Source organism: Paenibacillus solisilvae (assembly GCF_042656405.1).
GTDB lineage: Bacteria > Bacillota > Bacilli > Paenibacillales > Paenibacillaceae > Paenibacillus_Z > Paenibacillus_Z solisilvae.
In genome coordinates this window covers 35,796-50,130 of record NZ_JBHSOW010000096.1, presented here as the reverse complement: position 1 = coordinate 50,130, position 14,335 = coordinate 35,796, and the positions used below count along the sequence as shown (strand labels likewise).

The window sequence follows — 14,335 nt, the reverse complement described above, 5'->3', positions numbered from 1 at the left end:
CATCTGTCGAATAGAACCGTTATAATAGTTTGTATGCACAAGACAAGCTAGCTGCTACCAAATGAATCAGAGGTGCTTTATGACGGACAATTGGGGATTTTATGAACGCCGGACGGAGTCGGATCAAATGCGGGTCCTGGTCAATATTGGCTATAAGGCCTCTGCTCCGCTGGCTGGATATGACGAGTTGTTTTCGATTACGATAAACTTATACCCGATTCGCACGGACAACCGTTCGAAGCAGGATTTTATAAAACGATTAGAACAGTTTGAATCGAAGCTTGAGCAGTGGCTGAAGAGTGAAGCGGATGCGATCTATGTCGGCAGAATCAATGCAGCTACGCGGCTGGAGTTTTATTATTACGTGGGAGCAGGCCGGTTAGAAGAGACGGCTATCCAAGAGTGGATGCAGAAGCATTGGGAATACCGGGTGCAGCATTACTTGAAACCGGATCCCGACTGGACCTTTTATCACTTCATGCTGCCTGACGCCCTGGAAGAACTGTTCGTGCACAACGCTCAAATGATCTATGCTTTGATACACAAAGGGGATGACATTAAACAACCAAGGCATGTGTACCATTGGCTGTTATTCCGTGAGGATAATCATCGCCGCGAGATGGAAGCGATGCTTGAGACACTTGGATATCGGATTGAGAAAGAGAAGGAGGGCAACCCCGAGAATGGCTACCCTTATCCTCTGGTTATCAGCAGATTTGAGGATGTCAGGCTTGATACGGTAAATGAGCGTGTCCGCGAGCTGTACAGGCTCATGATTGGAAAGGGCGGGCGGTACGATGGATGGGGTTCGGTGATGAAGCTGTCCTCCGGCAATCGGCTGCGGCATCAGATCAAACGCTTTTTTTTATCCACGCAGGCACTGCTTCGAAAAGGATTCTCCCACCGCAGCAGATAGGCCGTGAATGCTCATGTTGACGCTGGCTCACAATCGAATGAGGATCAGACCTGCAGCAGTGAGAATGAATGCAGTCCACTGCAGGGGAGTAAGTCGTTCACGATAGAGCACAATTGAGCCTGCCGCCACGACTAAGCTGTTTGCGGCAAAGATCGGACCTGCGATATTGGCTTGTCCGGTTTGGAGCGAGATAGCATACAGCTGCAGGCCGCCATAGGAGAATAACCCGGCAAGCAGACCCCAGCGCATGCCAGTCCGTGAGGAATTGGCAGCAAGCTGCAGGGCGCGTTCATGCCGCAGATTATTTAATCCTCCCAATGAAACCTGCTGCTTGCGTTCTCTTACTGCCGACCGGGCAAACCACAGGACGGATAATATATAAGCGACGAATAAAACTGGCGCCCCCGCAAGATTCATCTCCTCAGTTACTTTCAAGCCCCCATTACGGACAGCAAACATAAGGATGCTGACAGCTACGTACACAAACCATCTCGACTCCTTGATAGACTGCTTCTCTTTGTTTCCGCGGAAAGAAACGAATAGGACAGCCAGAAGTAATAACAGAACGCCCCCAAACTGCGTGCCGGATAAAGGTTCGTGGTACACGAAGGTTCCCATCGCAATGACGAGGACGATGTTCATATTGGTCAGTGGAGACGTTAAGCTGGCAGGTCCGTATTCCAGCGCTTTCATAAACAAGGCATTCCCGAGCCCGGAGCCGGCACCGATAATGAACCCGGCCGCCCATACTTTGGGATCCTGAAGCGATGGAATTAAAGTATCTTCGACTGCCGCGTGGATGCCGAAACCAACTGTCCCGGACAAGTAAAGTCCCAGAAGCAGCCAAGCGGTTGAACCGCTCTGCATCTGGGACACTTTCATCCACCAGCCGGCTAATCCGAACAGGATGGCACTGCCCACCGCCGCTGCAAACCACATGATGCATTCAACTCCTTGCTTTGACAGTAGGCGCTTCAAAAATTGTTACACAAATGAAATCAATCTGTTATCGTCCCATTACATTCGAGGGCTATTATAATAAACAAGACCCCCTTTTTACTATATAATTATGGACCTGCTGCGTGCAGGTCCAATTTTTTTTTGTATCCAGGCCTATAAGGAAACGACTACGGGTTGTTTTTGATTGAAATATACCCACTGCTTGAAGCCGATTTCCCTAAGCCGCTGAGCAACCGCATCCCATTCATCACCTACGCGGCTTGGGACATGGGAGTCCGATCCGAAGGTTACCTGAACACCAAAGTGAAGGGCGCGCTCTAGAATAGCGTCAGATGGATACCACTCCTCAGCGTCCTTCAGCTTCGCAGAGGTATTAATTTCAATGGCCACCCCGCTGCTTGCTATCATGCTTAATGCCTCGTCTACAGCATCGTTCGCAGAAATATCCGAGAAAGCCGGATAATAACCCTTCATGGCATCAATATGCCCCAGCACCTGGAACATACCGCTTGCTGCCGATTGCCCGATCAGCTCATAATAATGACGTTTTTCCTCGATTTGCTTCGCAGGGGGCAAGCCTTTCCAGCGGTTACGGTTGAATATGCTGACTCCGCGCGTTTGATGAACGGATCCGATAATGTAATCGAATGGGTATTTCGCATAGATATCTTTATACAGCTGAGCATGCTCCGGATAGAAATCTGATTCAACGCCAAGGAGCACATCGATTTTACCTTCATACTTGGCCTTCAACTGGAGAACTTCGGCTATATAATTAGCAAAATCACTTCTGGCCATTGCAATGCCGGGCTGAGGCTGATCATGCTCACTTGCAAAATAAGGAGAATGATCGGAGATTCCAATTACTCCCAGACCTGCCCCGATTGCCGCCTGGATATAAGCTTCGATGATATCGTCAGCATGGCCGCATCTGAAGTGATGCGTGTGTAAATCAAATTTCATAGCTCTCGTTCTCCTTCTGATCATCAAATGTAAGTAATAACCAATCCATGTTATTCGCTGCTGATGAATTGGTCTTCCGGCATTCCTTTCAAATCACTTAAGAACTGCTGCATCGCTGAATTAATATAACGTCCTGACTTATATACAACTCCGACGGGGTGGCTCATATCAAGCTCATTTACTTTAATCCGTTTAAGGGTGCCAAGCCTGACTTCATTGGCAATAGACAGCTTGGAGACGACAGCCGCGCCAAGATTGATCTCCACCATCCGTTTCACTTCTTCGCTGCTCGAAAGCTCCATGAGGATATGAGGCTGAAGCTTCAGCTTTTTAAAAATTTGATCAAGGAAACGTCTGCCCAGCGTATCGGGTGAGAGCATGATCATCGGAATATCCTTGAGTGATTCGATCGTAGTATGCTTCAAATTGCTCAAGGGATGCTCGGGAGCGACAACCAGCTCGTAGGTATCATAATACAGAATCGACGTCTCGACATTTGGATTGCGCTCCGATAAGTAGGTGATGCCAATGTCCACGGAGCCATTCTCTACGCTGGCCATGACCTGAGAAGAGGGCATGGAGTGAATGGTTGTCTTAATCATCGGGAATTGATCTTGGAAGTAAGAGAGAACGCGCGGCAGTATTTGAATGGCGATTGAAGAGGTCGTTCCTAGAACGATATGACCTTGCGGCGTTTGACTAAGGTCGGACAGCTTTTGTTTGAGCTCCTCGACGACTGCGAGTATCTTCTCCGCATGTTCCAGAAAGACCTGACCGCGATCGGTTAAGGTGACAGGCTGATTCCGGTCAATGAGAACGGTCTTAAACTCATCCTCCAAGCTCTTGATTTGTGCCGAGACAGCGGGTTGGGTCAAGTTGAGCAATTCACCCGCTTTACGAAAGCTCATCGTCTTGGAGATCGTTAATAACGTCTCAAGTTGGTTTATATTCACGGAACCCCCCCTTTTTGATTAAAGATTTCTATCAGATGCTCTTTCTATTATAATTGAAAACCGGCTCAACAGCAAAATAGAAGAGAGGATCAGAAGAGGGGTCTGACGGTGTTTTTGCGTTCTTTGACAAGCTGCAGGATTTCTTCCGTCCATTGACCGAATAAAGGACCGTCATTAAACTGATAACTATTTATCTCTTGCCGGGTCAAATGGATTTCCAGTAAGACGGGTGATCCTGACGGAGATAAGGCAAAATCCCAGGAAATGAGATCAAAGTAATGGAGCTGGTCATGAAGGGATTCTACATGTCTTACCAAAGAGCCGTAAGCAGGTATTCGCGTTTGGCCAAATGCATAGTTTGTATAAGGGTGATGGTCGTACCGTCTCCCGCAGCTGTCGGTCGCCGATTCGCTTAGCCGTCCGTCCACTCCGACGGAACAGAAAAGTATCCCGGCCTCCTCGCTCACCTTGCTCCCGCCGCTGCCGAATCTGACTCCGGCACAGAGCAGATAAATGCCGCCTTTGAACCGGAGAGTCAGCAGTCGAAGCGAATTAATCGAGACCGGATAGACACGGGCGAGCTCCTTATGCTGCTTAACGCATTCTTGTACGATGAAATCGCCGCTGTGAAAGGTTGCAATAAGCTGCTCGAAGTTCTGCTCACTCGAACCCTCATCCATCAGCTTGCCTGTTGTACTGGTCATCCATTTTGCCGGCGGCGAGCCCTCTTCCGAAATGCAGGGTTTGATCACGAAATCTGCCTGATGCTCAAGGAGGAGATGCTCCGCCTTTCGTTGATCAATCGTAACGCCGCTGCTGTCTAAATAAGCGCCGTTAATCATTTTGAAGAGCAAGGCAGGAGAAGCGAAACCGGTCAAGATCTGATTGAAATTACTTTTATCCACATAGGCGCGGTACAATTCCTTGCGGTTAAGCGCAGGCTCGATCTCCATAAAAAACAGATCCTCAGGAATATACCGTTCATCATCGTAACCGGTTACAGCCGCATAAGCAGCATGCCAGGATAAATTGATTTTGGCCCCGTAATATCGTTCCCAATAGCCCTGCGTTCGCTGCTGGAGGTCTGAGGTAAGAGCGGGAATGACCATTCCGTTTGCACGGATCAACCGGTTAAGCTTGTCGCGGTATTTGGATTTGGCCATTATCAATTGGATATGTATTCCGCCTAGGCGGGCTGCTTGTAAGACGGTCTTCTTGAGCATGTGAAGATCCTCCTCTTAAGTGCTTCATCCATTCTTGAATACTTCTATTATAGAGCGGTGATAGATCAGGGGTAATAGCCTGTTTTTGTCGAACCCGCACTAGTATTGGAGGAGAACCGCAGAAACTGCTGCTGGCTCTGAAAATATAAATCTATTTTTCAATTGATATCGACAAAAACATCTTTTTGATTGCGGTTTCTTTACAAAAGCTTTAAAAGGAAACGGGAGATTATTGTCGAAAAGATTGATCGAGTATGACAAGCCAATTACAGAAGAGGTGATCGCAATGGATCGAAAAGCGGTTCGGGGATGGCTGTTGTACGATTGGGCGAATTCAGCCTTTGCTACAACGATCATGGCAGCCGTGATGCCCATTTTCTACAAGTCGGTTGCAGGGGCTGATTTAGTAGGAAACACGGCTGAGAATTACTGGGGCTACACGCAAACGATTGCAATGCTGTTCGTAGCTTTGTTATCTCCGATCATGGGGGCAATTGCTGATTATTCCGGAGCGAAGGTTAAATTTCTCGCCGTCTTCGCGTTTATCGGAGCTCTTGCGACGATGTTCATGTCGTTAATCGGGCCCGGAGACTGGCTGCTTGCTTCCTCACTTGTGATATTGGGGACGATCGGGTTTTCGGCAGGGAACACCTTTTATGATGGATTATTAACGGAAGTTGCGCCGCCGGAGAAGCGGGATTCGCTGAGTGCCAGGGGCTATGCGCTTGGCTATCTTGGGGGCGGGCTGCTGCTGGCTGTCAATCTGGTCATGATCGAGGGATGGGAGATGGTTGGGTTTCCGGATAAGACGACGGCCACACAAGTCGCGTTTATCACGGTGGGAATATGGTGGCTTCTATTCTCGATTCCGATCGTCAGGCATGTGAAAGAGAGAGCGAAGGGTGCAGCACTTAGCTACGGTGATGCAGTCAAAAGCGGATTTGCGCGGATTGGCCGGACAATGAAGACCGCATCCCGCTATCCGGAGCTGCTCAAATATATGGCGGCATTCTGGTTCTTCAATGACGGCATTAACACGGTGATCGTAATGGCAACCATCTACGGGAGCGGAATTGGCATCGGAACCTCAGACCTTATTCTTGCCCTGCTCATTACTCAGTTTGTGGGTTATCCGAGCACGCTCTTGTTTATTAAGCTGGCCTCCCGTTTCGGTTCGAAGAAATCGTTGAACGGATCTTTGGTTATTTATGTCGTAATTGTCATTCTTGGTTATTTTATGACGAATTCGATTCATTTTTATTTACTTGCCTTTATGGTTGGACTTGTCCAGGGAGGCAGTCAAGCGATTGCAAGATCGATGTATGCCAATCTGGTGCCGCCCTCAAGAACCGCCGAGTTCTTCGGTTTCCTTAGCTTGTCGAGTAAATTCTCCTCGGTTGCCGGTCCTCTTGTATTCTCGGTAGTAGGAACGATTACGGGATCAAGCCGGTTAGCGATCTTGTCGCTTGTCGCCTTCTTTATTATCGGCATTGCGATTTTGGCCTTCGTGAATTTGGATAAAGGCCGGAAGGAAGCGACAGCTGGCGAATCTGTTTAATGAGATGTTCCGGACATGCACAACAAAGAGGCTCTCTAAGGTCCATTAGACCGAAGAGAGCCTCTACATTCGTATTCCTTCTGCGCCCATCATAACCAATCTTTCTTTCTGAACACATACAGCATGCCCGCTCCCAGCAGGAGCATGAATACGAGCAGAATATAGGATCCGCTGTGGCTGTGGATGCCGGGAAGAAAATCGAAATTCATTCCGTAAATGCCTGTAAGAAAAGTTAATGGCATGAATATTGTCGTCAATGCAGTAAATACGCGCATGATATCATTGGCCCGGCTGGCCAGACTCGACTGGTAAGCCTCGCGTAAGTTAGCCATTAGATCGCGGTACGTCTCGAAGGTTTCAGCAATCTTGACGGCATTCTCATAGATATCGCTGAAGTACTTCTGCAGCTGATCGTCAATGAGCTTCAAGTCCTTTTTGTTCAATGTCGCAATAACCTGCGTCTGCGGCCCAAGCACTTTTTTGAGCCATAGAATCTCACTTCTAAGACCGATAATTTCGGTGAGGTGGGATTTTTTGGTGTGCATGAGGATATCTTCTTCCAGTCTCTCGATACGGGCTTCAATCCGGTCTCCTACGAGGAAGTAATTATCGACCACAATATCAATGAGATGATAAAGGAAATAATCGGGCCGGTTAACGCCTTCTTCCCACAGAATAGGTTTCAGGGAACGAAGTTCGTTGATCTTCTGCTTGGTTACCGTAATGATATAATGACGGCCAAGAAAAATATTAAGCGCACGGAGGAAAATTTCCTCATCGTCGAATCGGATACTGTTAATAACGATAAAATAATGGCCTTCATGAATCTCAATCTTCGGACGCTGCTCTTCTTCACTGAGACAATCTTCAACAGCCAGCTCATGGAGCTGAAATATAGGCTGCAGAACTTCAAGATCATCGACATCGGCATCAATCCAATAAAATCCTTGGGCAGGCGGAACTAGCGCTGCTCTAATATCCTCAACGGGTGTAAATACACCTTGATTAACCAACCGGATTTTCATCCGCGTCCTCTCCTCTCATCCTTGCTGCAATACCCCAAGATGCCGGTAAAGTGGAAGAGAACGGACGATAGACGCCCATTAAGTTATGCAAGTTAAGCCGTATATAATTAAGCGGCATTGACGAACATAGACTTCAGAACGTTAACTGTCACGTCATCTTGCGATACCGGTAATTTAGGCCTCGGGTCGCCATCCATATTCGTCAACACCCCTTTAATGTCATTTGACATCAGCTATAGAAGCTGTGCAATCCTTGTCTAGTATACTCCGACAATGTCTTTCCATTCAAGCAGAAACTAGAGGGCTCTTCTACTACAGCATATGCCCCGTCATTGAAGCGGTGCGAACTTCCGAAAGCTTCACCGTAGCCGGCGGAATCGACTTGACGGGAACAGAGGAATGATTTAAAGTGGAGCTAGTAAGTTAGATATTAACCGAATAGCAAGCTTTCTTATCAAGAGCAGGCGGAGGGACTAGCCCGATGAAGCCCGGCAACCGGCGTTAACACGCACGGTGCTAATTCTTGCGGAAACGATTTAATGTTTCTGGGAGATGAGAGGCGCATGAACGATACATTTGTGCCCCCTCTCTGACGACAGAGAGGGGGCTTTTTCCTGCGTCCTCAAAGAAAAGTAATGTTGAACAGACTGCACCCTTGAGGAGTGATTGAGATGCCGATTAAAGTACCGGATCATTTACCTGCCAAAGAAATTTTGTCAGAGGAGAACATTTTTGTTATGGATGAGAGTGTGGCGTATCATCAAGATATTCGCCCGCTGCGCATCGCTATTTTGAACCTTATGCCGACGAAGGAAACGACAGAAACCCAGCTTCTAAGGCTGATCGGCAACACGCCGCTGCAGCTGGAAGCCGTGCTCCTTCACATGAAGACATATACGTCCAAGAATACATCTTCTGAGCATCTGGAAAGCTTTTATAAGACGTTTGAGGATATCGCCCATGAATATTATGATGGTCTTATCATCACGGGTGCTCCTGTAGAGCAAATGCCGTTTGAAGATGTCGCCTATTGGGAAGAGCTTAAGGAAATCATGGATTGGAGCAAACGCCGCGTCACGTCAACCTTTCATATTTGTTGGGGAGCGCAGGCGGGGTTGTTTCATCACTTCGGGGTTCCTAAAGTCGATCTTGACGAGAAAATTTTCGGAGTGTTCCCGCACATTGTAGAGAAAAGGAATGTCCCGTTGATGCGCGGCTTTGACGAACAGTTCTACGTGCCGCAATCGCGTCACACCGAAGTGCGCCGCGAGGATGTCGAGCGTATGGCGGAGCTTGAGATTCTCTCTACATCACCGGATGCCGGAATCTATATTGCTGCATCTAAAGACGGCAGGCAAATTTTCGTCACGGGGCATGCAGAATATGATCCGCAGACACTCAAATATGAGTATGACCGCGATACGGCCAAAGGCCTTCAAATCGCCGTACCCAAAAATTATTTTCCTAACGACAATCCAGAGCTGGCTCCGCTGTCCACCTGGCGTGCGCACGCGAACCTGCTGTTTTCCAACTGGCTGAATTATTATGTTTATCAGCAAACCCCTTATGATTTAGGGGCGTATATTTAAGATAGATCAGCAATCGTCCAACGATTACAAAAGGAGCCCTATTACAATGAAAATTGAAAGCCGATTAGCCCAGATTGGATCCATTCAAGAGCCTGTTACGGGGGCTGTCAGCTTCCCGATCTACAATTCGACGGCTTTCCGCCATCCGAAGCTTGGAGAGAGCACAGGTTTTGATTACGCCCGAACGAAGAGTCCCACACGCAAGGTTCTGGAAGAGGCTGCGGCAGGTCTGGAATCCGGTGATGCAGGCTTTGCCTGCAGCAGCGGAATGGCTGCCCTCCAAACGATTTTCGCTTTGTTCAGCCAAGGGGATCATCTGCTGGTTTCCCTTGATTTGTACGGCGGTACTTACCGTCTTCTGGAGCGCATCATGAGCCGGTTCGGTGTGACGGCTTCTTATGCAGATACGAATGATCTCGATGCGCTGTCTTCCCTGTATCAGCCCAACACGAAAGCAGTTCTCATTGAAACGCCGACGAATCCGCTGATGATGATTACAGATATAGAACGTGTAAGTGCATGGGCAAAGTCCAAAGGCATGCTGACGATCGTGGATAACACGCTCCTGACTCCTTTCTTCCAGCGTCCGATTGAGCTCGGTGCAGACATTGTCATTCATAGCGCCACAAAGTATCTTGGAGGCCATAATGATGTGCTTGCCGGTCTGATCGTCACCAAAGGGAAAGAGCTGTCAGAGCAAATGGCATTTCTTCATAATTCTATAGGCGCTGTTCTGGGTGCCCAGGATTCTTGGCTGCTGATGCGCGGGATGAAAACACTGGCTTTGCGTATGGAACGCCATCAAGAGAATGCTACACGGGTTGCCAACTGGCTGCTTGAGCATGAGTCGGTCGACGAGGTTTATTATCCAGCCTTGCCTCACCATCCCGGCCACGATGTTCAGAGCCGGCAATCCTCCGGAAATACAGGAATTTTCTCCTTCCGTTTGAAGGATGCCCGTTATGTGGAACCGATTCTTCGGCACATCCAACTGATCGCTTTCGCAGAAAGTCTTGGCGGCGTTGAGTCCTTAATGACTTATCCGTCTGTACAGACGCATGCGGATATTCCAGAAGAAATTCGCCGTCAAATCGGTGTGGATGACAGACTGCTCCGTTTCTCGGTCGGTATTGAGCATGCTGATGACATCATCGCGGATTTGGGCCAGGCGCTAGAGGCGGCTAAACGCGAGTTTGGGGAGGCATAACACGATGGCAGAACAAGAGCACGGCAGTCTTAAGGATAAGCAGGAAAAGAAATTCGCGACGAAGCTGATTCATTTCGGAGCTGAAATCGATGAGCATACAGGTGCTTCCAGTGTGCCGATTTACCAGGCTTCCACTTTCCATCACCATGATATCTTCAACCCGCCGGATTATGATTACAGCCGGTCCGGCAATCCGACCCGGCAGGCGCTGGAAGATTACATTACTTTGCTTGAAGGCGGAGTCCGCGGCTTTGCTTTCGCATCAGGCATGGCAGCGATCTCAACCTCGTTCCTTCTACTGTCCTCCGGTGACCATGTCATCGTGACAGAAGATGTGTACGGAGGCACATACCGCCTGCTTACAACGGTACTCAATCGACTGGGTATTGAATCCACTTTCGTTGATATGACGGATTTTGAAGCTGTGAAAGCGGCACTGAAATCAAATACCAAAGCGGTCTTTATGGAAACGCCATCCAACCCGACATTGAAAATTACCGATATCGGCGAAATTGCGGAATGGGCGAAGTCACTTGACCTTATCACGATGCTGGATAACACATTCATGACCCCATATCACCAACGTCCAATTGAGCTTGGCGTCGATATTGTGCTGCACAGTGCGACGAAGTTTCTAGGCGGTCACAGCGATGTTCTGGCGGGTCTGGCTGTCGTTGCCAATGAAGATCTGGGTCGTCGCTTGAAGCAGCTTCAGAATGGCCTTGGAACCGTGCTGAGTGCGCAGGAATCATGGCTGCTTATCCGTGGGATGAAAACCTTGCAGGCTAGGATGGAGCACAGCGAGAGCAGTGCGCGTAAGCTGGCTGACTGGCTGGACAAGCGTTCGGATGTGGTTCAAGTTTATTATCCGGGACTTCCCAACCATCCTCGGCGCGAGATTCATGAGAAACAATCACGCGGCTATGGAGCTGTCGTTTCCTTCGATGTAGGGGATGGAGATCGTGCCAAGGCGGTATTAAGCCGGGTCAAGCTGCCGCTTGTAGCCGTAAGTCTCGGAGCAGTAGAGAGTATTCTATCGTACCCTGCGATGATGTCGCATGCGGCGATGCCGCGTGAGGTTCGTCTGCAGCGGGGCATTACCGACGGTCTTGTGCGTTATTCAGTCGGACTTGAAGACGTTGACGATTTGATTGCGGATTTGGAGCAGGCGCTGGACGGGAAAGAAGCGATTTAAAGCGATACGCGGCAGTCCTAGCGGACTAGCCGCGTTTTTCGACTTTTAGACTTGATTTTGCTCCGTCATTCTGCGGATGACGCAGCTACTTTAGTTATGTTAGTATGAAAGAGAAGCCTATACAGGTACGGACATGTGAGAGAGAAGGAGGTCTTCCTAGATGCAGCAAATAGATCGTATTCTAGACAAAGCTCTTCAAGGCGAGCGAATTGGTTTAGAAGAATGTACGGCATTATTTGAATCCGATGAGATTGAGAAAATGGGCCATGTCGCTAATCAGCTCATGCTGCGCAAGCATCCGGAGCCCATTACGACATTCGTCGTAGGTCGTAATATCAATTATACCAATGTATGCGACGTGTATTGTCGCTTTTGTGCATTTTATCGCCCACCGGGCTCATCTGAAGGTTATGTGCTGCCGGATGAGACGATTTTAACTAAGATTAAAGAGACGATGGATGTCGGCGGTACAGAAATTCTCATGCAGGGCGGGGTTAATCCGGATCTGCCATTTACGTATTATTTGGACTTGCTGCGCACAATCAAAAGCCACTATCCGGGTATTACGATGCACTCATTCTCCCCGGCAGAAATTCAAAAAATGCGTGAAATTTCCGGTGGCCTATCGCTCGAAGAGGTTGTTCGCCAGTTGAATCTGGCTGGACTTGATTCACTTCCCGGCGGCGGCGGGGAAATCCTCGATGACCGTACAAGACGCAAAATCAGCCGCCTTAAAGGCTCATGGACGGATTGGATGGACGTCATGAAGGCCGCGCACCGCGTCGGTATGAACACAACGGCAACGATGGTAATCGGTTTTGGGGAAGAGATGGAGGAGCGTGCACTCCACCTTATCCGTGTTCGTGATGCCCAAGATGAATGCTTCGCAAACGGCTATAATTCCAAAGGCTTCCTTGCGTTCATTCCATGGACCTTCCAGCCTGATAATACGAACATGAAGCGAGAAAAGGCTACGCCTGAGGAATACCTCAAGACACTTGCGATCAGCCGGATCACGCTCGATAATATTGATAACTTCCAATCGTCTTGGGTTACGATGGGACCTGAGGTTGGCAAGCAGTCTCTCTTTTATGGCTGTAATGATTTTGGCAGCACCATGATTGAAGAGAATGTCGTATCTGCTGCGGGCACGACTCACAAAGTGAACATCGAATCCATCCTGCGTTTGATCCGTGAAGCTGGCAAAATTCCGGCTCAGCGGAATACGCGTTACGATATTCTTAAAGTGTACAATGAGAGCGAAGGCGCATTGAACGATTTTGTTATGCAGAACTAAGCAGGTATTCAGATTCTCCGAGGCAAAAAAGAAGCTTCCCCATGCGAATGATCCAAACATTCGTCATGAGGAAGCTTTTTTTTTGTTATCAAGCAATGAACCCGGAGATGGGACTTAAGTTCGTTCTTCTTAGGCAAGATGACTTTCAAACGGCTCGGCCGCGATAACGGTTTTATTCTTACCGGTGCTTTTGGCTTTGTAGAGCGCATCGTCCGCCCGGTTGAAGAAATGCTCCTTGCCCTCACCGGATTCATACTCTGCGAAACCAATACTGACCGTCACGGTTTTACCCTGCTGAAGCTCATGTGGAGCCTGTGCAATGTCCAGGCGAATTTGCTCGACGACTTTGAGCGCTTCCATTTTAAGCTTATCGGTGAACAATATGGCGAACTCCTCGCCCCCGTACCTAGCGACAAAGTCGTTGGCACATGTCTTCTTGCGAATGAGCTCAGACACCTGCTGCAAGACGGCGTCACCTGCACGGTGGCCATACATGTCATTAACCTGCTTGAAATTATCGATATCGAAAATTGCGAGCTGGAGAGGCAGGCTGTTCTGCTCATGCTGCTCAATCAATTCCTCGAAATATTCATGAAAGGTCATATGGTTGTACAAGTCCGTCAGTGCATCGGTCTTGGTTAATTTATCCATCCAAATGGTTTTGACCAGCAGCTCCTGATGGGATTCGAATGAGGATTTAAGATAAATCATTAATTCCCGGCCGCGTCTCAATATTCCCCAAGCAATTAATGAAAAGACGCAAAACATAACGGTAATCGTAGTTAAACCAACCAAGGTGATGTCATCATTCATCCAAGTATTACTCCAATAAAGCCCATACAGGGACATAAGTGTATTACATAAGGCAAAGATGAGTTTCTTGGGGTGGAAGTAAAAGATGGAAACCATAACAGGCAAGAAAAGCGCTAGGAGTAGGTAATTGATGGAGTTATGGATCTCGACAATGATTACGGCGAGTAAAGCAGAGGTGAGTATGAGAATGTAATCTTGGTATTTTCCTTTGAGTACGCGAAGCGCGGTTTCGGTCAGGAGCAGAACAACCAGCTGCAAGGCAGAAGGTTTTAACATGAAATTGGTAAAGAATTCAAAGGCAGGTATTTCAGTGATCGTGATCAGATACAAAAATTCTAACAGGATGGTGAGGATTAAAATAATCCAAAAAACGTTGAGAAGCATACGATTCCACCGGTAACGATTGTAATCAATTGACTCATAATCCACTAGGCTCACTCCAACAGGCGTACTTCGTAACAAGTCTCAATATACCATGAATAACCTTTCATTCCAATCCCCCGCCAGTATCCCCACTCCCTACATCGTATATATGCTTTTGTAAGGCCATATACTGTTATGGAAGCCAAAATAAACGTGTATGACAAGCTTGGAAGCATGCATTTGGGAAGCCATACCATACATTTAGGAGTGGAG

The 14,335-nt window shown here is 48.2% G+C and carries 12 protein-coding genes and 1 riboswitch; of the genes, 6 read left to right on the top strand and 6 right to left on the bottom strand.

The window, feature by feature from the left end; all coding sequences use genetic code 11:
* Positions 1 to 79 precede the first annotated feature (79 nt).
* Positions 80 to 916, top strand: coding sequence for a DUF695 domain-containing protein (locus ACFPYJ_RS25440; protein WP_379191037.1), 837 nt, complete (start codon positions 80 to 82; stop codon positions 914 to 916).
* Positions 917 to 943: 27 nt separating this feature from the next.
* Here the strand turns inward: ACFPYJ_RS25440 and ACFPYJ_RS25435 are convergent, their stop codons facing one another.
* From ACFPYJ_RS25435 to ACFPYJ_RS25420, 4 genes are all read right to left on the bottom strand, one after another.
* Complete coding sequence (locus ACFPYJ_RS25435; RefSeq protein ID WP_379191036.1) at positions 944 to 1,855, bottom strand: EamA family transporter; 912 nt, start codon at positions 1,853 to 1,855, stop codon at positions 944 to 946.
* 174 nt (positions 1,856 to 2,029) lie between these two features.
* Complete coding sequence (locus tag ACFPYJ_RS25430; protein ID WP_379191035.1) at positions 2,030 to 2,839, bottom strand: histidinol-phosphatase; 810 nt, start codon at positions 2,837 to 2,839, stop codon at positions 2,030 to 2,032.
* Between the two features lie 50 nt (positions 2,840 to 2,889).
* Positions 2,890 to 3,792, bottom strand: coding sequence for a LysR family transcriptional regulator (locus ACFPYJ_RS25425; RefSeq protein ID WP_379191034.1), 903 nt, complete (start codon positions 3,790 to 3,792; stop codon positions 2,890 to 2,892).
* Positions 3,793 to 3,881: 89 nt separating this feature from the next.
* Positions 3,882 to 5,015 carry a sugar-transfer associated ATP-grasp domain-containing protein gene (locus ACFPYJ_RS25420; RefSeq protein WP_379191032.1) on the bottom strand — a complete coding sequence of 378 codons (1,134 nt, stop codon included), beginning with the start codon at positions 5,013 to 5,015 and terminating at the stop codon, positions 3,882 to 3,884.
* A gap of 286 nt (positions 5,016 to 5,301) precedes the next feature.
* Here ACFPYJ_RS25420 and ACFPYJ_RS25415 point away from each other — a divergent pair, with 286 nt between their 5' ends.
* On the top strand, positions 5,302 to 6,573 hold the full coding sequence (locus tag ACFPYJ_RS25415) for an MFS transporter (RefSeq protein WP_379191107.1): 1,272 nt from the start codon (positions 5,302 to 5,304) through the stop codon (positions 6,571 to 6,573).
* Positions 6,574 to 6,662: 89 nt separating this feature from the next.
* Here ACFPYJ_RS25415 and corA read toward each other — a convergent pair whose 3' ends face one another.
* A complete protein-coding gene (gene corA / locus ACFPYJ_RS25410; protein ID WP_379191031.1) occupies positions 6,663 to 7,598 on the bottom strand; it encodes a magnesium/cobalt transporter CorA in 936 nt (311 codons plus the stop codon).
* 448 nt (positions 7,599 to 8,046) lie between these two features.
* Positions 8,047 to 8,157, top strand: a riboswitch (SAM riboswitch).
* A gap of 112 nt (positions 8,158 to 8,269) precedes the next feature.
* Here corA and metA point away from each other — a divergent pair.
* The 4 genes from metA (at position 8,270) to mqnC (ending at position 12,886) form a co-directional block, all read left to right on the top strand.
* Entirely contained in the window at positions 8,270 to 9,187 is a 918-nt protein-coding gene (metA, locus tag ACFPYJ_RS25405) for a homoserine O-acetyltransferase MetA (RefSeq protein WP_379191030.1), read from the top strand.
* Between the two features lie 46 nt (positions 9,188 to 9,233).
* On the top strand, positions 9,234 to 10,394 hold the full coding sequence (locus tag ACFPYJ_RS25400) for a PLP-dependent transferase (protein ID WP_379191029.1): 1,161 nt from the start codon (positions 9,234 to 9,236) through the stop codon (positions 10,392 to 10,394).
* 4 nt (positions 10,395 to 10,398) lie between these two features.
* Positions 10,399 to 11,589: a trans-sulfuration enzyme family protein gene (locus ACFPYJ_RS25395; RefSeq protein ID WP_379191028.1), complete on the top strand. Its 1,191-nt coding sequence runs from the start codon at positions 10,399 to 10,401 to the stop codon at positions 11,587 to 11,589.
* Positions 11,590 to 11,749: 160 nt separating this feature from the next.
* On the top strand, positions 11,750 to 12,886 hold the full coding sequence (gene mqnC / locus ACFPYJ_RS25390) for a cyclic dehypoxanthinyl futalosine synthase (protein WP_379191027.1): 1,137 nt from the start codon (positions 11,750 to 11,752) through the stop codon (positions 12,884 to 12,886).
* Positions 12,887 to 13,015: 129 nt separating this feature from the next.
* Here mqnC and ACFPYJ_RS25385 read toward each other — a convergent pair whose 3' ends face one another.
* Positions 13,016 to 14,128: a GGDEF domain-containing protein gene (locus ACFPYJ_RS25385; RefSeq protein ID WP_379191026.1), complete on the bottom strand. Its 1,113-nt coding sequence runs from the start codon at positions 14,126 to 14,128 to the stop codon at positions 13,016 to 13,018.
* Between the last annotated feature and the right edge of the window lie 207 nt (positions 14,129 to 14,335).